Annotated in this window: 19 protein-coding genes; 14 read left to right on the forward strand and 5 right to left on the reverse strand. The window is 63.2% G+C overall.

What is annotated here, in order from left to right; all coding sequences use genetic code 11:
* Positions 1–50: 50 nt before the first annotated feature.
* Both BLT00_RS16205 and BLT00_RS16210 read right to left on the reverse strand, forming a co-directional pair.
* A complete protein-coding gene (locus tag BLT00_RS16205) occupies positions 51–455 on the reverse strand; it encodes a RidA family protein (RefSeq protein WP_092144554.1) in 405 nt (134 codons plus the stop codon).
* The gene (locus BLT00_RS16210) at positions 445–1,581 is read right to left on the reverse strand and encodes a DSD1 family PLP-dependent enzyme (RefSeq protein WP_092144556.1); all 1,137 of its coding nucleotides are present in this window, start codon (positions 1,579–1,581) and stop codon (positions 445–447) included. The genes BLT00_RS16205 and BLT00_RS16210 overlap by 11 nt, the downstream gene beginning before the upstream one ends.
* 95 nt (positions 1,582–1,676) lie before the next feature.
* Here BLT00_RS16210 and BLT00_RS16215 point away from each other — a divergent pair, with 95 nt between their 5' ends.
* The 13 genes from BLT00_RS16215 to BLT00_RS16275 all read left to right on the forward strand — a co-directional run bounded on the left by BLT00_RS16215 (position 1,677) and on the right by BLT00_RS16275 (position 17,177).
* Positions 1,677–2,561, forward strand: coding sequence for a LysR family transcriptional regulator (locus BLT00_RS16215; RefSeq protein WP_092144558.1), 885 nt, complete (start codon positions 1,677–1,679; stop codon positions 2,559–2,561).
* A 454-nt stretch (positions 2,562–3,015) separates the two neighbouring features.
* On the forward strand, positions 3,016–3,684 hold the full coding sequence (locus tag BLT00_RS16220) for a haloacid dehalogenase type II (RefSeq protein WP_092144560.1): 669 nt from the start codon (positions 3,016–3,018) through the stop codon (positions 3,682–3,684).
* A 36-nt stretch (positions 3,685–3,720) separates the two neighbouring features.
* Complete coding sequence (locus BLT00_RS16225; protein ID WP_092144562.1) at positions 3,721–4,995, forward strand: NAD(P)/FAD-dependent oxidoreductase; 1,275 nt, start codon at positions 3,721–3,723, stop codon at positions 4,993–4,995.
* An 86-nt stretch (positions 4,996–5,081) separates the two neighbouring features.
* Complete coding sequence (locus BLT00_RS16230) at positions 5,082–6,725, forward strand: ABC transporter substrate-binding protein (protein WP_092144564.1); 1,644 nt, start codon at positions 5,082–5,084, stop codon at positions 6,723–6,725.
* A 43-nt stretch (positions 6,726–6,768) separates the two neighbouring features.
* Positions 6,769–7,725 carry an ABC transporter permease gene (locus BLT00_RS16235; RefSeq protein ID WP_014337747.1) on the forward strand — a complete coding sequence of 319 codons (957 nt, stop codon included), beginning with the start codon at positions 6,769–6,771 and terminating at the stop codon, positions 7,723–7,725.
* On the forward strand, positions 7,722–8,597 hold the full coding sequence (locus BLT00_RS16240; protein WP_063320549.1) for an ABC transporter permease: 876 nt from the start codon (positions 7,722–7,724) through the stop codon (positions 8,595–8,597). The genes BLT00_RS16235 and BLT00_RS16240 overlap by 4 nt, the downstream gene beginning before the upstream one ends.
* 1 nt (position 8,598) lies before the next feature.
* Positions 8,599–10,443, forward strand: a complete 1,845-nt coding sequence (locus BLT00_RS16245; RefSeq protein ID WP_092144566.1) for an ABC transporter ATP-binding protein — start codon at positions 8,599–8,601, stop codon at positions 10,441–10,443.
* Positions 10,440–10,748 carry a (2Fe-2S)-binding protein gene (locus BLT00_RS16250; RefSeq protein ID WP_072339509.1) on the forward strand — a complete coding sequence of 103 codons (309 nt, stop codon included), beginning with the start codon at positions 10,440–10,442 and terminating at the stop codon, positions 10,746–10,748. The genes BLT00_RS16245 and BLT00_RS16250 overlap by 4 nt, the downstream gene beginning before the upstream one ends.
* On the forward strand, positions 10,730–12,121 hold the full coding sequence (locus BLT00_RS16255) for an FAD/NAD(P)-dependent oxidoreductase (protein ID WP_092144568.1): 1,392 nt from the start codon (positions 10,730–10,732) through the stop codon (positions 12,119–12,121). The genes BLT00_RS16250 and BLT00_RS16255 overlap by 19 nt, the downstream gene beginning before the upstream one ends.
* On the forward strand, positions 12,118–13,272 hold the full coding sequence (locus BLT00_RS16260) for an NAD(P)/FAD-dependent oxidoreductase (protein WP_063320553.1): 1,155 nt from the start codon (positions 12,118–12,120) through the stop codon (positions 13,270–13,272). The genes BLT00_RS16255 and BLT00_RS16260 overlap by 4 nt, the downstream gene beginning before the upstream one ends.
* Positions 13,269–14,426: an acetylornithine deacetylase gene (gene argE, locus BLT00_RS16265; RefSeq protein WP_092144570.1), complete on the forward strand. Its 1,158-nt coding sequence runs from the start codon at positions 13,269–13,271 to the stop codon at positions 14,424–14,426. Before BLT00_RS16260 ends, argE begins: the two co-directional genes overlap by 4 nt.
* A gap of 173 nt (positions 14,427–14,599) precedes the next feature.
* Positions 14,600–16,057: an NAD-dependent succinate-semialdehyde dehydrogenase gene (locus tag BLT00_RS16270; protein WP_072339501.1), complete on the forward strand. Its 1,458-nt coding sequence runs from the start codon at positions 14,600–14,602 to the stop codon at positions 16,055–16,057.
* A 40-nt stretch (positions 16,058–16,097) separates the two neighbouring features.
* Positions 16,098–17,177: a tartrate dehydrogenase gene (locus tag BLT00_RS16275; RefSeq protein WP_092144572.1), complete on the forward strand. Its 1,080-nt coding sequence runs from the start codon at positions 16,098–16,100 to the stop codon at positions 17,175–17,177.
* Positions 17,178–17,321: 144 nt separating this feature from the next.
* Here BLT00_RS16275 and BLT00_RS16280 read toward each other — a convergent pair whose 3' ends face one another.
* From BLT00_RS16280 to BLT00_RS16290, 3 genes are all read right to left on the reverse strand, one after another.
* Entirely contained in the window at positions 17,322–18,029 is a 708-nt protein-coding gene (locus BLT00_RS16280) for a cupin domain-containing protein (protein ID WP_092144574.1), read from the reverse strand.
* Positions 18,030–18,070: 41 nt separating this feature from the next.
* Positions 18,071–18,928: a GNAT family N-acetyltransferase gene (locus BLT00_RS16285; protein ID WP_092144576.1), complete on the reverse strand. Its 858-nt coding sequence runs from the start codon at positions 18,926–18,928 to the stop codon at positions 18,071–18,073.
* A 225-nt stretch (positions 18,929–19,153) separates the two neighbouring features.
* Positions 19,154–20,080 carry a 2-hydroxyacid dehydrogenase gene (locus BLT00_RS16290; protein WP_092144578.1) on the reverse strand — a complete coding sequence of 309 codons (927 nt, stop codon included), beginning with the start codon at positions 20,078–20,080 and terminating at the stop codon, positions 19,154–19,156.
* A 288-nt stretch (positions 20,081–20,368) separates the two neighbouring features.
* Here BLT00_RS16290 and gabT point away from each other — a divergent pair, with 288 nt between their 5' ends.
* A complete protein-coding gene (gene gabT / locus BLT00_RS16295) occupies positions 20,369–21,661 on the forward strand; it encodes a 4-aminobutyrate--2-oxoglutarate transaminase (protein ID WP_063320560.1) in 1,293 nt (430 codons plus the stop codon).
* The last annotated feature ends 74 nt before the right edge of the window (positions 21,662–21,735 follow it).

The raw sequence follows: 21,735 nt of genomic DNA on the forward strand, positions 1-21,735 counted from the left end.
GTGAGCGCTTCGCACTCAAGCGGGAGCAAGCTCCCTCGCCACAGGTTCATCTAGGCCGTCGGGAAGGCGTGCACACGTGCCAGCGCTTCGATTTCGATCAGGTACCCATGGTGCAAGGCCGGGACGGGCACTACCGCACGCGCGGGCCGGTGTTCGCCGAGATAGTGGGCGTAGATCCGGTCGAAAGCCGGCCAGTGTTCGATGCCGACGACATAGACCGTCACCTTCAGCAGGTCATTGGGGCTGCGGCCTGCCGCGCCGAGAATCGCCATCAGGTTGTCCAGGGCAATGGCGGCTTGCACTTCGAACGGTTGGTCGACGCTGTGGCTGCCATCGGCGCGTACCGGCAGTTGCCCGGACACGTACAAGACGCCCTGGTGCAAGACCGCCTGGGTGTAATGTCCGCCCGCTGCGGCCGCCTGGGTCGTGTGAATCAACTCGATTTCACCAGCCATGCAGACGACTCCAGGTGCGCACCGCGCCCGAGGCATCGCAGGCGCGGTAGTCAGGGAATTGCGCACCAGTGGCGCAGGCGTGGTTGGGCAGGATGCGCAGGCGACTGCCGATGGAAAACCGCTCGGTGATATCGATGTCCCCGGGAGTGGAAAGGGTGACGATACCGTGCTCCTGGTTGGCGCTGCAGAGCAGGGCGCCCTCGATCCAGTCGCCGGCTTCGCTGCACACTTGCCCATACCCGAAATCCCGCTGCTGGCGCTGGGTACCCCGATCACGACTCATGGCCATCCAGCCGGCGTCGGTGATGATCCAGCCTTTGTCCGGCTGATGGCCGATCACGGTGGTCAGTACGCTCAGGGCCAGCTCATCCGCCTGGCAAACACCGATGTTGTGCATCACCAGGTCGAAGAACACATAGACGCCAGCGCGCACTTCAGTGACGCCCTCCAGGCTTTGCGCCGAAAGTGCCGTGGGTGTGGAGCCGATGCTGACCTCGGGGCAGGCCAGCCCGGCTGCGCGGATGCGCTGGGCGGCGCTGACGCAGAGGTGGCGTTCTTGTTCGGCCAAGGCTTGCAGCGCTTGGGGGGTATCGAGCTCGTAGCTGGACCCGGCGTGGGTCATGACGCCGCAAAGCTGCATGCCGCCTTCGCTGAGTCGCCGTGCGATGTCGACGAGTGCATCGTCTTCAGCGCGCACGCCGGAACGATGGCCATCGCAATCAATCTCGATCCAGACCTCGAAACGCTCGTCGTGCTGCCTGCCGAAATCGACGATGGCCTGCGTCGCCGCCAGGCTGTCGGTCAAGATGCTCAATCGACAGCCCTTGCGCCGCAGCCTCAGGGCCTGGGCCAGTTTGCCAGGTGCCATGGACACGGCATAAAAGATGTCGCGGATGCCGTCGGCGAAGCAATGCTCGGCTTCCTTAAGGGTCGACACGGTGATGGCGTTGGCGCCTGCTGCAAGCTGCGCCCGGATCACCGGCAGGCATTTGCTGGTCTTGATGTGCGGGCGCAAACGCACGTCCAAGGCATCCATGCGTTGTTGCATGCGCTGGATATTGCGCTGCATTCGCGGCATATCGATGAGCGCGACTGGAGTATCGAGGGAAGCAATTGAGACTGGCATGAACGAGGCTCGCGGGTGAAAGACAGGCTCGACTCTACTCAGTCATCGTAAAGCCGTGGTTCAATGCGCTGTCATCAATCATTAAGTTGAACTGAATGATCAGCCTCGAAGACCTGCGTATGGCCGTGACGCTGGCACGCTGCGAATCGTTGAGCGCCGCTGCCAGGGCCCTCAATGTCTCGCCACCGGCGCTGTCCATGCGCTTGCGCAAACTGGAGACGCTCCTGGGCCTGACCTTGGCCAATCGCGACGCCCGGCGGCTGAGCCTGACCGCCGACGGCGAGCGTTTCTCGCGCCAGAGTGCGCTATTGCTGGAACAGCTGGAGGCGCTTCCCGAATCGTTCAGGCAGCAAGATGATCAACTGGCCGGCACCCTGAGGCTGGCGGCACCGTTCGGCTATGGACGCCAACGCCTCGCGCCGCTGCTGGCCCGTTTTGCCAGGTTGCACCCGCAGCTATGCCTGCATCTGGATCTCCGGGAAACGCCCTGGCCTGACCGTCATGACAGCGATGCGGTGATTCACATCGGTCACCTGAGCGACAGCCAGTGGGTCGCCCGGCCCCTTACGCAAAATGACCGTTGGCTGTGCGCGAGCCCCGCTTACCTGGAGCAGAACGGCACACCGTTAGCGCCGGAGCAACTCGCCGAGCATCGGTGTATCTGTATTCGTGAAAACGATGAAGATGTCACCCTGTGGCACCTGCGCAACGCGCACGGGCGCAAGACCCTGCGGATCAAGCCTGTCTTGTTGAGCAACGATGGCAGCGTGGCTCGACGCTGGGCCGAACAGGGCCTGGGGCTGGTGCTGCGTTCGCAATGGGACGTCAACAAAGCCATCGCCGACGGCCGCCTGGTACGGGTGCTCGCCGATTGGCAATTCGACAGCGCCCCAATCAACCTGCTGGTGCCCTCGCGCAAACTGCGCAGTGCACGGGTGCAGGCGTTGATGAGTTTCCTGGAGGCCGAACTGAAGGTCTGAATCGGACACTGCTCCTACCGACCCACCGCCATCGCGAGCAAGCTCGTTCCCACAATGGATTGGCGGCGTTTCCTGAACCCGTGTCCACCCCCCCCCCCCTGTGGGAGCGAGCTTGCTCGCGATGACGGCAGCCCATTCACCAGGGAGGCTGAAGCTGCTGCGCCAAGCGCAGATTCTGCCGGAAACAACCCTTTGCAGAGTCGTCTGGCGCACCATAACTGCCCGCAAACCCAAAGAAACACGGGCGCGACGCCCACGCCTGGAGCATCCCGCAAAGTCTGCTGAGCGAGCCCCGCAAAACGGTGGTTTGTACCAAGCGGCCGGTATTTTTAACGATTTATCCACGGTCTCATGGTGTTGTAATGAAAACGTGATGCAGCGTTGCACCGATGCCTCACGAAAGGCGCCATCGTTCGCCTCGTCGAGCCTTCAACAACCATCCAGGACCGCACTCATGAGCTTTCTTCGACCCAAGTACATCACCTTCGACTGCTACGGCACGTTGACCAATTTCCAGATGGGCACCATGACCCGCGAGCTGTTCGCCGACCGTGTCGATGCCGGGCAGATGGACCAGTTCGTCAAGGATTTCTCCGCTTATCGCCTGGACCAGGTGATGGGTGACTGGCGGCCCTATGATGAAATCATCAAGACCTCCCTGATGCGGGTCTGCAAGCGTTGGGGCGTCGAATATCGTGGCGAAGGCCAGCTCTATTACGACGCCGTGCCAACCTGGGGCCCCCACGCCGATGTACCGGCGGGCCTGTCGAAAATCGCCGACAAGATCCCCCTGGTGATTTTTTCCAACGCGATGGACGAGCAGATCATGTCCAACGTCGACAAGCTCGGCGCGCCTTTTTACAAAGTCTTCACCGCCCAACAGGCCCAGGCCTACAAGCCGCGCCTGGCCGCGTTCGAATTCATGCTCGATAACCTTGGCTGCGGACCGGAAGACGTCCTGCATGTGTCGTCGAGCTTCCGCTACGACCTGATGTCGGCCCACGACATGAAGATCAAGCACAAGGCCTTCGTCGCCCGCGGTCATGAACAACCGGCCAACGCTGCCTTTGGCTACCAACAGATCTCGGACATCGGCGGGTTGCCCGCTCTGGTCGGGCTCTGAGTCTCGACGCACGCTTGAAGGCGAAAGGGGTTAGACATGGGCAGTGAGTCCTATTGGCTCGACACCGCACCGGCGTTCACCGGTGCTCAGCTCGGCGGATTGCCCGGGCAGGTCGATGTCGCCATCGTCGGTGGCGGCTTCACCGGCCTGGCGGCGGCGCGGGCCCTGGCCTTGAAGGGGGCCCGCGTGGCCGTGCTGGAAGCGGGCAGGGTGATTGGCGAGGCGTCGGGGCGCAACGGTGGGCATTGCAGTACCGGCGTGGCCCAGGATTACGCGGCGCTCACCGCCAGCCTCGGCGCCGACAAGGCCCGGGCGTATTACCAAGCTTATGAAAACGCCGTGCACAGCGTCGTGACGCTGGTGGAGCAAGAGCAGATTGCTTGCGACCTCAAGCGCAACGGCAAGCTCAAGCTGGCTGCCAAGCCGATGCATTACGAAGGGTTGGCGCGCACCTGTGAATTGATCCGCAAGGAAGTCGATGCCGAGGTCGAGTTGCTTTCGGCCCAGGAGACGCGGGCGGAAGTCAATTCGGCGCAGTTTCATGGCGGCTTGTTGCAGCGCAATGGTGTGCAGATGCATGTCGGGCGTTTCGGCGTCGGCCTGGCTGAAGCGGCCGCCCGTCACGGTGCGTTGATCTTCCAGGGCGTGGCGGTGCAGGACTGGAAGGCCAGTGCCGGCGGCTATCGAGTCAACACCAGCAAAGGGGCGCTGCTGGCCTCGCAGATCCTGCTGGCGACCGGTACCTGTCAGCAGGGCGGCCTGGGCTGGTATCGGCGGCGAATCGTGCCGGTGGGCAGTTTCGTGATCGCCACCGAGGTTTTGCCCCAGGCGTTGATCGACAGCTTGCTGCCGGCACGCCGCTCCTATGTCACCAGCCGCATGATCGGTAACTACTTTCGCCTGACCCCGGACAACCGCTTGCTGTTTGGCGGCCGTGCGCGGTTTGCCATGTCCGATAGTGTTTCCGATGCCAAGAGCGGCAAGGTGTTGCAGGCCGCCATGGTGCAGATGTTCCCGCAGTTGGCGAACACCCGGATCGACTATTGCTGGGGCGGCCTGGTGGACATGACCTCCGATCGCCTGCCCCGGGCCGGCCAGCATGGCGGGGTTTATCACTCCATGGGCTACAGCGGCCACGGTGTGCAGATGTCGGTGCACATGGGCCAGGTCATGGCCGAGGTCATGGCCGGCAAGGTCGAGGCCAACCCTTGGCGCGAACTGGACTGGCCGGCCATTCCCGGGCACTTCGGCAAGCCTTGGTTTTTGCCGCTGGTCGGCGCGTATTACCGCTTGCAGGACTACCTGCACTGAGTTTCACCGCGTTGTTTGGCGTTTCAACCACGTTGCGTTAACGCAACGTCATCGAGCCCTATCATTTTCCGAAAGGTAGAACTGACATGAGTGACACTAAAAACGGCATCAAAGACCAGTTGATCACCGGTACAGAAAGTCTGCGTGTTTTCGAAGGGCTCAATCGTGGCATGTCACGCCGGCATGCCTTGCAAATGCTGGGGCTGGCCGGTGTGGCCGCGGCGGGTGCCGGCAGCCTGTTCGGCGCCGCCGGCAAGCTGCTTGCCGATGAACAGGCGAGCCCCGGCAAAGGCAAGCCCGGCGGGCGTATCCGGGTCGCCGGTATCTCCAGTTCCACCGCCGATACCCTGGACCCGGCCAAAGGCTCATCGTCCACGGACTACGTGCGCCATTACATGTTTTACAACGGCCTGACGCGTTTCGACAGCCACATGGTGCCGCAACTGGAACTGGCCGAACGCATGGACACCACCGATGCCACGCTCTGGGTGATTACCCTGCGCAAGGAAGTGACCTTCCACAACGGCAAGGGCCTCACCGCCGCCGACGTGGTGTTTTCCCTGATGCGCCACAAGGACCCGATCACCGGTTCCAAGGTCTTGCCGCTGGCCGAGCAGTTTGCCGAGGTCAAGGCCACCGGCACCCATGAAGTGCAGATACGCCTGAGCGGCCCGAATGCCGAGCTGCCATCGATCCTTGCCATTTCCCACCTGCTGATCGTCCCCGAGGGCACCAGCGACTTCAACCAGGGCATCGGCACCGGTCCATTCAAGGTCAAGGAATTCAAGCCTGGGGTGCGTTCCATCGGTGCGCGCAATACCAATTACTGGAAACCTGGCCTGCCGTACCTGGACGAAATCGAATTCATCGGCATCGGTGACGAGCCTTCACGGGTCAACGCGTTGCTGTCGGGCGACGTGCAGATCATCAACGAGGTCAACCCGCGCTCGACCACGCGCATCAAGGACAGCACCACCCATCGCGTAGTGGATTCGCCGTCGGGTAACTACACCGACCTGATCATTCGCCAGGACCAGATGCCCGGCCAGAGCCCGGAGTTCACCGAGGCGATGAAACTGCTGCTGGACCGCGAACAGGTCAAGTCGGCGATCTTCCGTGGGTTCGCCAGGGTCGGTAACGACCATCCGATCGCCCCCGGCGCACGCTTCTACAACGCCGACCTGCCGCAACGGACCTACGATCCGGAGAAGGCTCGTTTCCTGCTGAAGAAGGCCGGCATGGAAAGCATCAGCATGCCGGTGATGTGCTCGCCAGCCGCCACCGGTTCGGTCGACGTTGCCGTGCTGCTGCAGCAATCGGCCAAGGAGGCCGGGCTCAAGCTCAACGTCAATCGGCTGCCGAGCGACGGCTACTGGTCCAACCACTGGGCCAAGCACCCGCTGAGCTTTGGCAACATCAACCCACGGCCCAACGCCGACATGATCTTCTCGCAATTCTTCCAATCGACCGCGCCCTGGAATGAATCCGGCTGGAAAAACCCGCAGTTCGACCAGTTGCTGATCCAGGCCCGGGGTGAAACCGATGAGGTCAAGCGCGGCAAGATGTACGGGGACATGCAGGCCCTGGTGCATGAACACAGCGGCATCGGCATCCCGGTGTTCATCAGCAACATCGATGGCGTCGACCAACGCGTCAAAGGTTATGGCACCAACCCGCTGGGCGGTTTCATGGGCTATATGTTCGCCGAGCAAGTCTGGCTTGACGCTTGATGCGTGTTGTCTTGCGGCGTGACATGGCACAAGGGGTAGGGCGATGAATAGCAACACACTTTGGTTGATCGGCCGGCGTCTGGGCGCTGCGGTCGTGACCCTGTTGATCGTATCGATGGTGGTGTTCGCCATTACGGCGGTGTTGCCGGGAGACGCGGCGCAACAGTCCCTTGGACAGTTCGCCACGCCTGAGCAAGTGGCGGCGCTACGGGTGAAGATGGGCCTGGACCAACCGGGTGTGTTGCGCTACCTGCACTGGTTGATGAGCCTGCTCAGCGGTGACATGGGCGTGTCGATCTCCAACGCCACGCCGGTCAGCGAGTTGATGGCTGGCCGGGTGCCCAACACCCTGATGCTGGCGGCGGCCACGGCGCTGGTGTCGGTGCCCGTGGCGTTGATCCTGGGCATCGGCTCGGCGATGGGGCGAGGGGGACGCATCGACGGCTTCCTGAGCTTCTTCACCCTGACGATGGTGGCGGTGCCGGAGTTCCTGGTCGCCACCCTTGCAGTGCTGATTTTCGCGGTGAACCTGGGTTGGCTTTCGGCGCTGTCCTATTCCAGCGAGATCACTTCGCCTCTGCAATTCATGCGTACCTACGCCTTGCCGGTGATGACCCTGTGCTGCGTCATCGTTGCGCAGATGGCGCGCATGACCCGGGCGGCGGTGATCGATCAACTCGACAGCCCCTACGTGGAAATGGCCCGTCTCAAAGGTGTGAGTCCGGTGCGGGTGGTGCTGCGCCATGCCTTGCCCAATGCCATCGGGCCGATCGCCAATGCCATCGCCCTGAGCCTGTCCTACCTGTTGGGTGGGGTGGTGATCGTCGAGACGATTTTCAACTATCCCGGCATCGCCAGCTTGATGGTCGATGCCGTGACCAACCGCGACATGGCGTTGGTCCAGGCCTGCACCATGCTGTTTTGTACGGCGTACCTGGCGTTGGTGCTGGTGGCTGACCTGTGCGCGATCCTGTCCAATCCGAGGCTGAGAAACCAATGAACAATCTCATTGTGAAATCCCCGCCTGCGGCGCCCGAACCGGCGTTGGTCAAGGTGTCGCGCAAAACGCCCTGGCTCGGCCTGATCGGTGCCGCGATGTGTGTGATCTGGTTGCTGGTGGCTATCTTCGGGCCATGGCTGGCGCCGCACCCGGTGGGTGAAGTGGTCTCCGACAATGTCTTCGACAACCTCAGCGCCACTTATCCGCTGGGCACCGATTATCTGGGCCGCGACATGCTCAGCCGCATTCTCGTGGGCGCGCGCTTCACGGTGGGCCTGGCGCTGGTGGCGGCGGTGCTGGCCAGTGGGCTGGGCACCAGTTGCGCGCTGCTGTCGGTGGTTTCGCCGAAGTGGCTGGACGAGCTGATCAGCCGCCTGATGGACGCTTTCATTTCAATCCCGAGCAAGATGCTGGCGCTGATCATGGTCTCGGCGTTCGGTTCGTCGGTGACGCTGCTGATCTGCACGGCGGTGCTCAGTTTCATGCCGGGGGCGTTTCGTATCGCCCGCAGCATGGCGGTGAACATCGAGGCCCTGGAATACGTGCAAGTGGCCCGCACCCGTGGCGAACGCCGGCTGTACATCGCTTGTGTGGAAATCCTGCCGAACATGCTCAACCCGGTGCTGACCGACCTGGGCCTGCGTTTCGGCTTCATCGTCCTGCTGCTTAGCGGCATGAGCTTCCTCGGCCTGGGCGTGCAACCGCCGGATGCCGACCTGGGCTCGCTGGTGCGGGAAAACATCGGCGGCCTCAACCAGGGGGCGCCGGCCATCGTGATTCCAGCCCTGGCCATCGGCACCCTGACCATCGGCGTCAATCTGTTTATCGACCGCTTGTCTTCGCGGCGCAACCGACGTACGGGAGGCCATTGATATGAGCCAATTGATCCGAGTCGAGAACCTGCGCGTAGTCGCCTGTGGCGAGCGCAGCGAGGTGGAGATCGTCAAGGGCGTGAGTTTTTCCCTGGAGAAAGGTGAAGTGCTGGCGCTGATCGGCGAGTCCGGTTCAGGCAAGACCACCATCGCCCTGGCGTTGCTCGGTTATGCCCGGCGCGGTTGTCGCCTGGCCGGCGGCGTGGTGCAGATTGGCGAGCACGACATGCTCGCCTTGAGTGAACGCGAGCTGCAAGGCCTGCGCGGCAATCGGGTGTCGTACATCGCCCAAAGCGCCGCGGCGGCGTTCAACCCGGCCAAGAAACTCATCGACCAAGTGGTGGAAGGGGCGGTGATCCATGGCCTGGGCAGCCGTGCCGTGCTCGAAGCCAAGGCCATCGAACTGTTCCGCGACCTGGCGCTGCCGGATCCCGAGCGCATTGGCCAGCGTTATCCCCATCAAGTGTCCGGCGGGCAACTGCAGCGGGTGATGGCGGCCATGGCGCTGATCAGCGACCCGCTGCTGGTGGTGCTCGATGAGCCGACCACGGCCCTCGATGTGACGACCCAGATCGACGTGCTGCGCGCCTTCAAGCGGGTCGTGCGCGAACGTGGCGCGACGGCGGTCTATGTGTCCCACGACCTGGCCGTCGTGGCGCAGATGGCCGATCAGATCGTGGTGCTCAACGGCGGGCAGATCTTTGAACAGAGCGCCACGGCGCCGCTGCTCAAGGGCCCGGCTCACGCCTACACCCGCAGCCTGCTGGCGGCGGCACGGCCAGACACGACGATTCGCCCACCCTGCGGCGTGGCCGAAGACACGCCGTTGCTGACCATCCAAGGCCTGGTCGCAGGCTACGGCAACAAGAACCAGCAGGGCATGCCGGCGATCCGGGTGCTCGAAGACATCGACCTGACGGTGCGCAGGGGCCAGGCCATCGGTGTGATCGGTGAGTCAGGCTCGGGCAAATCGACCCTGGCGCGGGTGGTGGCCGGGCTGTTGACCCCGGCCCTGGGCGGGCTGACGTTTGACGGTCAGCCACTGGGTGGCAGCTTGTCCGAACGCACGGACGAACAGTTCCGGCGTATTCAAATGGTGTTCCAGAATGCCGACACCGCGCTCAACCCGATGCACAGCATCAGCACTATCCTAAGTCGGCCGTTGAAGATGTATTTCGGCCTCAAGGGCGCGGCGCTGCGTGAGCGTATCGGCGAATTGCTCGACCTGGTGCGTCTGCCACGGGACATGGCCGAGCGCCGCCCGAGCGAACTCTCCGGTGGACAGAAACAGCGGGTCAACCTGGCCCGGGCGCTGGCGGCCAAGCCGGATCTGATCCTGTGCGATGAAGTGACCTCGGCCCTCGACACCGTGGTCGGCGCGGCGATCCTTGAACTGCTGCGCGACTTGCGCCAGCAACTGGGGGTTTCCTACCTGTTCATCAGCCACGACATCTCCACGGTGCGGGCGCTGTGCGACGACATCGTGGTGATGTACAGCGGCCACAAGGTCCAGGCGGGCACCCGACAATCGTTCGCCCAGGCGCCGTTCCATCCCTACACCGACCTGCTGATCCACTCGGTACCGGAGATGCGTCAGGGTTGGCTGGAAAGTTGTGGCGCCACCACCTGCGGCACGCTGCCGGTGTTGGGCGCGCGCGCCGAGGTGCCGGACCTGTGCACCTTCCTCAATCGCTGCCCGGTGCGGGTCGACGGCCTGTGCAATCACACCGCACCGCCCCGGCGGATCATCGATGGTGGCAGCGAGGTGCTCTGTCATCACGACAGCGCCGAGCTGCTCAAGCGCCAACAGGATTCAAACAGCATGATCGTGGGAGCCTACGCATGAACGCGCGTTTCGTGAGGTTGGCCGAACAGGGCCGGCCTGTCGTCAAATTGAAAGTGGATGGCGTCCCGGTCGAGGCGTTGCAGGGCGACACCTTGATGGTCGCCTTGCTGACCCACGGCCCGGCGTTGCGCCAGTCGGAATTCGATCCGGGCAGCCGTGCCGGTTTCTGCCTGATGGGCGCCTGCCAGGATTGCTGGGTCTGGACCCGCAGCGGCGAACGCCTGCGGGCCTGCTCCAATGAAGTACGCGAAGGGCTGGACATCATGACTCAACAACCGGAGGCGATATGGCCACTGCGCGGCTGAACACGCATCGAGTCGTCATCGTCGGCGCCGGGCCGGCCGGCATCCGTTGTGCCCAGACCCTGGTCGCAGCGGGCTTCAAGCCGATCCTGCTCGACGAAAACCGTCGCGATGGCGGGCAGATCTATCGGCGCCAGCCCGAAGGGTTCACCCGCAACTACGCCACGCTGTACGGCACCGAGGCGGACAAGGCCCGTGACCTGCACGAAAGCTTCGACCGCCTGCGCCCGCAGATCGACTACCGTCCGGACACCCTGGTGTGGAACCTGATACCCGGGCAATTGTGCTGCGTCAGCCAGGGCCAGCACACGACGGTGGATTACGACGCGCTGATCCTCTGCACCGGCGCCACCGACCGCTTGATGCCCATCGAGGGCTGGCAGTTGGGCGGCACCTACAGCCTCGGCGGCGCGCAGATCGCCTTGAAGGCCCAAGCGGTTTCCATCGGTCATCGGGTGGTGTTCATGGGCAGCGGGCCATTGCTGTATCTGGTCGCCAGCCAATACCTCAAGGCCGGCGCCAATGTCGCAGCGGTGCTGGACACATCGCCGCTGGGCCAGCGCATCAAAGCCTTGCCCAAGCTCATGGCGCGCCCGGGCTTGCTGTTCACCGGCATGAAACTGTTGGCGCAGTTGTATCGGGCGAAGATTGCTGTGCACCTGGGCATTTCGCCGCTGCAAATCCTGGGAGAGGCGAGCAGCGGCGTCAGCGGCGTGCGGGTCCGTACCGCGGGAGGGGAAACCTTGACGGTGGCGTGCGACGCGGTGGCGCTGGGTTATCACTTGCGCCCGGAAACCCAACTGGCTGACCTGGCGGGCTGCCGCCTGCGCTTTGACGAGGCCTCCAGTCAATGGCTGCTGGACACGGACGAAGAGGGGCGGACCTCGGTCAGCGGTGTCTACGCCGCCGGTGATGGTTCGAAGATCCGTGGCGCCGATGCCGCCGAGCACGCCGGACGCCTGGTCGCCCTGGCGTTGTCGAGCGATCTGCAGCAGCCGGTGGACGCCGCACTCGTCGCCGAACAGCGCCAGGCGCTCAAGGTGATGGACGCGTTTCGCCTAGGCTTGGCCCAGGCGTTTCCCTGGCCGGCGGCACAAGCCAAGGCCTTGCCGGACGAAGCCATCGTCTGCCGCTGCGAGATGATCAGCGCCGGCGAACTGCGCCGCACGGTCAGCGAAAAGGGCGCCTGTGAAGTCAATCGGGCCAAGGCGTTCAGCCGGGTTGGCATGGGCCGCTGCCAGGGACGTTATTGCTCCCAGGCCGGGGCCGAAGTCATTGCAGCAGCAGCGGGTGTCCAGGTGCAGGAGGTGGGTCGCCAGCGCGGCCAGGCGCCCGTGAAACCCCTTTCGATGCTCACTCGGGAGGTGACGCCATGACGCTGAATAAAGCCGATGTGGTGATTGTCGGCGGCGGCCTGATGGGCTCGGCGGCAGCGTTTTTCCTGCGCCAGCGGGGGCAGTCGGTGATCCTGCTGGAGCGTGACCAGATCGGCCAGTACGCCAGCGGCGTCAACTTCGGCAACGTCCGGCGCCAGGGACGTTTCCTTGGGCAACTGGAACTGGCGAACCGCTCCTGGGCGCTGTGGAAACGCCTGCCGGAGCTGATCGACGACGACCTGGAGTTCATCGCCAGCGGGCACATGCGCGTGTGTTATCGCGAGGATGAGATCCCTGAGCTCGAGGCTTATGCGGCCGCCCCCGAAGCGGCGCAACTGGACTTGCAGATCTATCGCGGCAGCGAGCTGCACGCGCGTTTTCCGTTTCTTGGCAAGGACGTCAAGGGCGGCTCCTATGCGCCCCACGACGGTCACGCCAACCCGCGCCTGGCCGCCCCGGCGTTCGCCCGGGCGGCGCGGCGGCTCGGGGCACGCATCGAGGAGCGCTGCGAAGTGGCCGAGGTGCAGAAGGTCGGTGAAGGGTTCGGCATCAGCACCACCGATGGTCGCCAGTTCAGCGCCGCGCAACTGTTGATTACCGCAGGTGCTTGGGGCCAGAAACTCTCGGCGCAATTCGGCGAGCCGGTGCCGCTGGAGACCAACGGCCCGCAGATGGCCGTCACCGAACCGGTGCCTTACGCCTTGCCGACGGTGATCGGGGTGTACACCAAGATTCCTGAAGAAGTGATCTATTTCCGCCAGATTCCCCGGGGCAATATCATCATCGGCGGCGGCTATCGCAGCAAGCCGGACATGCTCAACCGCCGGGCCTACGTCGAGCCGCGCAGCATCCTCAACCAACTGGACCAGATGCGTCGGCTGCTGCCGGGTGTCGGCCATCTCAACATCATCCGCGTGTGGAGCGGCATCGAAGGCTACCTGCCCGATTCCCTGCCGGTGATGGGGCCCAGCGGCAACGTCGATGGCTTGTACTATGCGTTCGGCTTCAGCGGCCATGGCTTCCAGCTCGGTCCGGGCGTTGGCGATGTCATGGCTGAACTGATCAGCACCGGCAGCACTCGAACCTTCATCGAGCCGTTCTCCATCCGCCGGTTCGCCCTTTTCGCCGAGCAACGGAGCAAGGCCTCATGAAACCCCGCGTGTTAGCCATTTTCGAACGCCTGCTGGCGTTTGAAACGGTCTCTTCAGAATCGAACCTGGCCCTGATCGAGTACGTGCGCGAGCTGTTGCTGAGCAAGGGCATCGAGTCGCTGATCGTCAAGGATGAGAGCGGCAAGAAGGCCAACCTGTTCGCCAGCACCGGCCCGCGTGACTTGCCCGGGGTCCTGCTGTCCGGCCACACCGATGTGGTGCCGGCGGCGGGGCAGGCCTGGACCGTTCCGGCGTTCCAGGCGACCGTGCGCGATGGGCGGGTCTACGGGCGCGGCAGTTGTGACATGAAAGGTTTCATTGCGCTGGCCATCGACGCCATGCTCGATGCCGCCGACCATTCGTTGAACCGGCCATTGCAACTGGCGCTTTCCCACGACGAAGAGATCGGTTGCGTGGGGGTTCGGCGCTTGCTCGACGTGCTGCACCTGGCGCCGGTGCGACCGTTTCTGTGCGTGATTGGCGAGCCAACCAACATGCAATTCGTGCTAGGCCACAAGGGCAAGGGTTCCTATCGCACCTACTGTCGCGGCCTGGAAGCGCACTCATCGCTGGCGCCGCGCTCGGTCAATGCGATTCACGTGGCCTGCGATTTCATCGCGGCGTTGCGCCAGAGCCAGCAGCAATTGCAGGAGCAAGGCGCCCAGGACGCGGATTACGACGTGCCCTACAGCACCGTGCATGTCGGGCAGATTGTCGGCGGCAAGGCACTGAACATCGTGCCAAACCTGTGCACCCTGGATTTCGAAGTGCGCAATTTGCCGGACGATGATCTGGACCTGTTCCTGGAGCAACTGCGTGAGCGCGCCGAGGTGATCGTGCGCGAGGCGAAAAAACTCTCCAGCGTCGCGGACATCGAGATCGAAACCCTGAATGTCTATCCGGGCCTCGACACCCATCCGAGCGTCGAAGCCGTGCGCTTCCTGAAAAACTTCGCCACCCCGGACACCGGCACCGCCAAGGTCTCCTTCGGCACCGAGGGCGGCCTGTTCAAGCAGCGTCTGGATGTCCCCGTGGTGGTCTGCGGCCCAGGTTCCATCGAACAGGCGCACAAGCCTGACGAGTTCATCGAAATCAGCCAGATGGACGCGGGGGAGCGGTTTCTGGAAGGGTTGTTGGGGTCGTTGAAAATCTAAGCCATGTACATGACTAAATGTGGGAGCGGGCTTCAGTGGTGATGCTGACATCTCGGTAGAGCCTGCCGTCCCACCTCGAAATTTCAGCATCCAACACTGCCCAATCCCCGCTTTCAGCATCCTGCCCCGCGGCATCTCCCTAGACTGGAGCTACCTCGGAACAGGACGCGACCATGCTCAAGAATCGATTGAAAGACCCCAGCCTATTGGCAGAACTCGCTTACGTCGACGGTCAGTGGATCGGTGCCGACAACGCCGCCACCCTTGACGTCATCGACCCGGCCACCGGCCAGTCGCTGGCTCGTGTACCCGCGATGCAAGGCGTGGAAACCCGGCGTGCCATCGAGGCTGCCGAGCGCGCCTGGCCAGCGTGGCGCGCGCGTCCGGCGGCGGAGCGGGCAGCGCTGTTGGAGCGCTGGTATCAGGCCATGATGGACAACCTCGACGACCTCGCGCTGATCATGACGTGCGAACAGGGCAAGCCGTTGAGCGAAGCCAAAGGCGAAATCCGCTACGGGGCCGGTTTCGCCAAATGGTTTGCCGAAGAGGCCCGGCGGGTCTATGGCGAGACCATCCCGGCGCCCAGCGGCGACCGACGCCTGCTCACGCTCAAGCAGCCGGTGGGTGTCTGTGCCGCGATCACCCCATGGAATTTCCCCAATGCGATGATCACTCGCAAGTGCGCACCGGCCTTGGCGGCGGGGTGCCCGGTCATCGTCAAACCCTCGGACCTGACTCCCTTGTCGGCCCTGGCCCTGGCGGTGCTGGCCGAGCGGGTCGGGATTCCGGCCGGGGTGTTCAATGTCGTGACGGGTATGCCCGCCGGTATCGGCGAAGAACTGACCGGCAACCCGACGGTGCGCAAGATTTCCTTTACCGGTTCGACGGCGGTCGGGCGTTTGTTGATGCGCCAGAGCGCCGAGCACATCAAGCGCTTGAGCCTGGAGCTGGGCGGCAACGCGCCGTTCATCGTGTTTGACGATGCGGACCTGGAGCAAGCCGTCGCCGGCATCATGCTCAGCAAGTTTCGCAACGCCGGCCAGACCTGCGTCTGCGCCAACCGCATCCTGGTGCAGGACGGTATCTACGAACGCTTCGCCGCGCGGCTGGTGGAGGAGGTGGGCAAGCTCAAGGTCGGCAATGGGCTGGAGGCTGGCGTGATGATCGGCCCGCTGATCAACCTCGCTGCGGTGAACAAAGTTGCCCGGCACATCGACGATGCGTTGAGCCAGGGCGCGCGCCTGCTCTGTGGTGGTGTTCCCGAGGGCGACAGTCAGTTCGTCCAGCCAACGGTACTGGGCGAGGCCCACGCCGGGATGTTGCTGGCCAACGAAGAAACCTTCGGCCCGGTGGCTCCGCTGATGCGCTTTACTACAGAAGAGCAGGCCCTGGCCCTGGCCAATGCCACGCCGTATGGCCTGGGCGCTTATTACTTCACCCAGGACCTGCGCCGCTCATGGCGTTTCGGCGAGGCGCTGGAGTTCGGCATGGTCGGGCTCAACACCGGGATCATTTCCATGGAAGTCGCGCCCTTCGGCGGCATCAAGCAGTCGGGCCTGGGGCGCGAAGGCAGCAAGTACGGCCTGGACGAATACCTTGAAGTCAAAGCCTTCCACATCGGTGGGTTGTGATGCGACCGTCATTTGAACAGACACCAGGGAGCCACGATTGATGAGCAAACCATTTCGAATCGCTGCCATTGCCGGCGATGGCATCGGCAAGGAAGTCCTGCCGGAAGGGCTGCGGGTACTGGAGCAAGCCGCGAAAAAGTGGCAGTTGTCGCTGGACATCGAAGTGCTCGATTGGGCCCATTGCGATTACTACTTGGAACACGGGCAGATGATGCCCGCCGACTGGTTCGAACAACTCAAGGGCTTCGACGCCATCTACTTCGGCGCCGTGGGCTGGCCGGACAAGGTGCCGGATCATATTTCCCTGTGGGGCTCGCTGCTCAAGTTCCGTCGCGACTTCGACCAGTACGTGAACATCCGCCCGGTGCGGCTGTTCCCCGGCGTGCCGTGCCCCCTGGCCGGGCGCAAGGCGGGGGACATCGACTTCGTGGTGATTCGTGAAAACACCGAGGGCGAATACTCTTCCGTCGGCGGCAAGATGTTCGAGGGCACCGAGCATGAGTTCGTGCTGCAGGAATCGGTGTTCACCCGGCGCGGGGTCGATCGGATCCTGAAGTTCGCTTTCGACCTGGCCCAGACCCGACCGCGCAAACGGTTGACAGCGGCAACCAAGTCCAACGGCATTTCCATCAGCATGCCGTATTGGGACGAGCGCACGGCGTTGATGGCCGAGCGGTACCCGGATGTGCAGTGGGACAAGCAACACATCGACATCCTGTGCGCTCGCTTCGTTTTGCAGCCCGACCGGTTTGATGTGGTGGTGGCGTCGAATCTGTTCGGCGACATCCTTTCCGACCTGGGCCCGGCCTGCGCCGGCACTATCGGCATCGCGCCGTCGGCCAACCTTGATCCGGAGCGCCGCTACCCGTCGCTGTTCGAACCGGTGCATGGCTCGGCCCCCGATATCTATGGGCGGAACATCGCCAACCCGATCGCGATGATCTGGTCCGGCGCCTTGATGCTCGACTTCCTGGGTAACGGCGATGAACGCTACCGCGCGGCCCATGATGGGATTCTCAAGGCCATCGAACAGGTGATCGCCGAAGGCCCCATCACCCCCGACCTGGGTGGACAAGGCTCGACCCAGGCTGTTGGCCAGGCCATCGCCGCGGCGCTCTGAGACTTGATCCAACCTGCGACACCTTTTGCCCGCCCACACGGCGGGCTTTTTTTATTCCAGATCGACCACCCACTTCACACCCGCCACCAATCCCTTGTGGGAGCGAGCTTGCTCGCGATAGCGCCAGTGCAGCCGTACACCGGATTACTTGACGACGTACACCTTGCGCACATAAACGCTGCTTTTCCAGGCACACGGGGCATTCAGCGGGACGAATACGGTATCGCCGGTGTTGACCGTCAAGTCGCTGCCATCGGCTGCCTGTAAGGTGACGCTGCCTTCGAGCAGGTGCATCAGTTCATGCAGTTTGTGCGGTCGTGACTTGCGGGTGTAGGGCGTCGAGTCCCAGATACCGATGCGCAGGTTGCTCACTTCTTCGACAAACAGATTGTGCGAGCGACATTGCGGTGGCGGGCTGAGCAGGATCTCGTCATCCGGGGCTGCGGAAGGCGAGAGCAGGGTGTGGGCGGGGAGTGCCGTCAGTCCGGGAAGGTGCGCTTCGATGCGCTGGGTGTCGGCACAGAAGGCCCAAAGCGAGCCGGGTTGCGCCTCGACTTCAAGCGCGGTCCCCCGACCGATCACCGCGCTTTCACCTGGCTTGAGCTGCAGCGTCTGCCCCTGGCTGCGCAGCGTTACTGCGCCGGCATGCACCACGAGCGTCTCACTGAAGGGGTATTCATCGACGCTGAACAGCCCGCTCGCCCGGACCACGCCGGCAGTCATGCCATCCTCCCCGGCATAGGCGATGAGTCGGTCGAACGGATCCTTGGCGCCCAGTGAACCCGGGGTGAACGGGGTTGAGGCAAGACTGCCATTGGCGTGTGCCAACAGCACTGCAGTGGGTTCGAGCATGAAGATGATTCTCCAGGGAGCATTGAGGGAAGTGTGGGTTTTCAGCCAATGGCCTGGGTCACCGGCGCAAATTGCCGAACCGCACCGGTAGCCTGCGGGGGCGTGCCCCGTGCCATTTGGGCGACGGTGTCGACCTGCTTGAGCCCGGCCTCTTCCAGCCAAGGGGCCAGACCGCTGTTTGAGGGGATGTCGATGCGAACGAATGCCCCCGGCACTTGGGCCAGCAGCACGGCGATCAAGTGCTGAGCCTGTTCCAGGGTCTGGGCGATGACTGGGCCAATGCAGCGACCACGGCCAAAGGGGCGCAGCAGGGCGAAAGCGCACAGGTGACCGTCCTGTTCGATACCCACGCAATGTTCAACGACACCGAACAGGTCATTGAGTACGGCGGTTCGTTCCAGCCCGCTCCCGGCATTGGCCAGTTTGATCAACTCGGCGTGATCGGCTTCGTCCAGCACGCGGCAGCGTTCACCGGTGGCCAGTTCTTGCGGGGCCGGCACCAGCGCTTGCCCTTGATGCTGCTGGATATGCCCAAAATCAACGAACCCCTGGCTGGCATACAGCGGGGCACCGGCCAGCGTCGCATTGAGGATGGCGGTTCGCGAGCCGCAAGCTTCGATTGCCAGTTCCATCAGTTTGCGACCGATTCCCCGGCCTTGATATTCATCGTCGACAATCACCAGGCCGATCGTGGCGTAATCCCCCTGGGCGCAGGTGAACGCCGTGCCAATCAAACGGCCCTGGTCTTCCACGACAAAACCCTGGGCAACACGTTGCAACATCGCCCAGTCTTCCAGGCGATGGGGCCATTTCAATTGCACGGACAAGGCATGGGCCGCAGGCACATCGGCGGCGGTCATGGCGCGATAGAAGTAAGTAGGGCGTTGCGAAATGGACATGGCAGATCACCATAAAATAAGGGGCGAAATCGGATGGATGTGTGCGCTGAAAGTCTTTGTATCTCACCTGCCATCGGGCCTGGCAAGGGCGGCAAATCGATTCGGTATCTTCCGTAAGCAACGGCTCTGCCGGCCACATTTCTTGCTCAAATCAGACGCTTGGCCAGCAGTAAATACCGGGTCGTTTTTTCGCTGTTCAGATCGAAACCAGAGGTCATCGAGGGCTCAATAGTTACGCTCACGATCAACCAGGCCCAGCATCGATTTTCCCCGTTGATGCCGGCGGATGTTCTCCAACAACACGCCAAAGGCACTTTCAGGCTGAGTCATCGCCGCGATGTGCGGCGTCAACAGTATCTGTGGATGGTGCCAGAAGGGGTGATCCATCGGTGCCGGCTCCTGCTCCAGCACGTCCAGCACCGCGGCGCTGAGTTGGCCGTCGGCAAGGGCTTCAAGCAGGTCCGCTTCCACCAGGTGCCCACCTCGGCCCATGTTGACCAACGCTGCGCCCTTGGGCAGGTGTTGGAACAGCTGGCGGTTGAGGATCCCCCGGGTCTGCTCGGTCAACGGCAGGACACACAGCACAATGTCGCATTGACCGAGAAAGGCCGGCAATTGCTTGTCGCCAGCAAAGCACGCGACGCCCTCGATGTCATGCTCGCTGCGGGCCCAGCCCGATAAGGCAAAACCAAAGGTCTTCAAGGTGGCGAGTATCTGCCGTGCCTGCAAACCCAGGCCCATGAGGCCCACCCGGCGTTGCCCGGCGGGCACCAGCCGGTGCGCTTGCCAGCCCCGTTCGGCCTGTTGCTGGCGATAGCGCAACATGTCCCGGTGCAGGCTGAGCACGGCGAAACTGGCGTATTCGCACATGCCCTGGCTGATGCCCGGGTCGAGCAAGCGCACCACCGGCAGCGTCGTAGGCAACCGGCTCAGGTCAAGTTGATCCACGCCGGCCGACAAGGCAAACAGCACCTGCAGATTCGGCAACAGCGTTTCGACGTCGTCCGGTGCCTGCCAGGCCGCCAGGTACCGGATATCCCGCGGGTCGCCGATGTCTGGCCAGGCACGCCATTCAATGTCCGGCGCGTGTTCGGCGAATAGGCGCCGCCAGTGTTCGCCGCGTACCGGGTCAGCTTTATAGAGCAGGGCCATGGGTCACTTCTCGCCTGAAATCAAGGAGCCCCTAGCATGCCTCAACGCCAGAGCAGGATCTGTCGAAAGGGCCGGCGTAGCAGCATCGCACTGCGTTGCAAGGTGCCTCTTGCGGCAGATTCCATGGGGCTGGAATGCCTCTGGAGGATTCTGCTGTTTGCCGGGGTGTAAACAGTCGATCCGAATTTCTCAACGACCAAGTTCGGCTTAGACAATCGCGTCGAACGCTTAACCTGTGAACACACCGCAGCCGCTTCCTGGGTGCGAGGCTCACGATGGGAAATGCCAATGAACAGTAAAGTCGAAGAAACCCCAAGTTTGCTCCGTCAGCGTGATCAATTCGTGCCACGTGGCCTGGTCACCGCGCACCCGTTGGTGATCGATCGGGCCCAGGGTTCGGAATTATGGGACGTGGATGGCAAGCGCTACCTGGACTTCGTCGGCGGCATCGGTGTGTTGAACATTGGCCACAATCACCCCAAGGTCGTCGCGGCCGTGCAGGCCCAGTTGCAGAAGATCTCCCATGCCTGCTTCCAGGTCGTGGCCTACAAGCCTTACCTGGACCTGGCCCAGCGCCTGTGCGAAATGATCGGCGGCCAGCACGCCTATAAAGCGGCATTTTTCACCTCGGGTGCCGAAGCGGTGGAAAACGCGGTGAAGATCGCCCGGGCCCACACCAACCGCTCGGCCGTGATTGCCTTTCGTGGCGGATTCCATGGCCGGACCTTGCTCGGCACCACGCTGACCGGCATGAGCCAGCCGTACAAACAGAACTTCGGCCCGTTCGCCCCGGAGGTCTTCCACACGCCCTATCCAAATGCCTATCGCGGCGTCACCAGCGCCATGGCGCTGCAGGCGCTGGACGAGCTGTTGGCCACGCAAGTGGCACCTGAGCGGGTCGCGGCCATCATCATCGAGCCGGTGCAGGGCGATGGCGGTTTCCTGTCGGCCCCCGCCGAGTTTTTGCAGGGCCTGCGCGCATTGACGCAAAAGCATGGCATTGTGTTGATTCTCGATGAAATCCAGACCGGTTTCGGTCGTACCGGTAAATGGTTCGGTTTCCAGCACGCCGGCATCCAGCCGGACCTGGTCACGGTCGCCAAGAGCCTCGCCGGTGGCTTGCCGTTGTCGGGTGTGGTCGGCAAGGCCGAGATCATGGACGCTCCACTGCCGGGTGGCCTGGGCGGTACGTACGGCGGTAATGCGCTGTCGTGCGCGGCGGCGCTGGCGGTGATCGAGGCGTACGAGCAAGAACAGCTGCTGGCCCGTGGCGAAGTCCTGGGTGAGCGCTTGCGCCAGGGCCTGCTGCATCTGCAAACGCGTTATCCGCAGATCGGCGACGTGCGCGGCAGCGGCTTCATGCTGGCGATCGAACTGATCAAGCATGATGAGGCGCGGACCCCGGATGCCGACCTGAACCAACGCCTGATCGACGAAGCCCGGGCCGGTGGTTTGCTGGTGATCAAGTGCGGGGTGTACCGCAACGTCTTGCGCTTCCTGGCGCCGCTGGTGACCAGCGAAGCGCAGATCGACGAAGCGTTGCAGATTCTCGACGGTGCCTTGGCACGCGTCCTGGGCTGATGCCCGCGTTCATGACGTTTGCCGGGGCAAGCGTCAGTGGCGGTTAATGGAGCGTTGATCGATGGGACATCATC

This window comes from Pseudomonas sp. NFACC51 (assembly GCF_900103575.1).
Lineage (GTDB): Bacteria > Pseudomonadota > Gammaproteobacteria > Pseudomonadales > Pseudomonadaceae > Aquipseudomonas > Aquipseudomonas fluorescens_Q.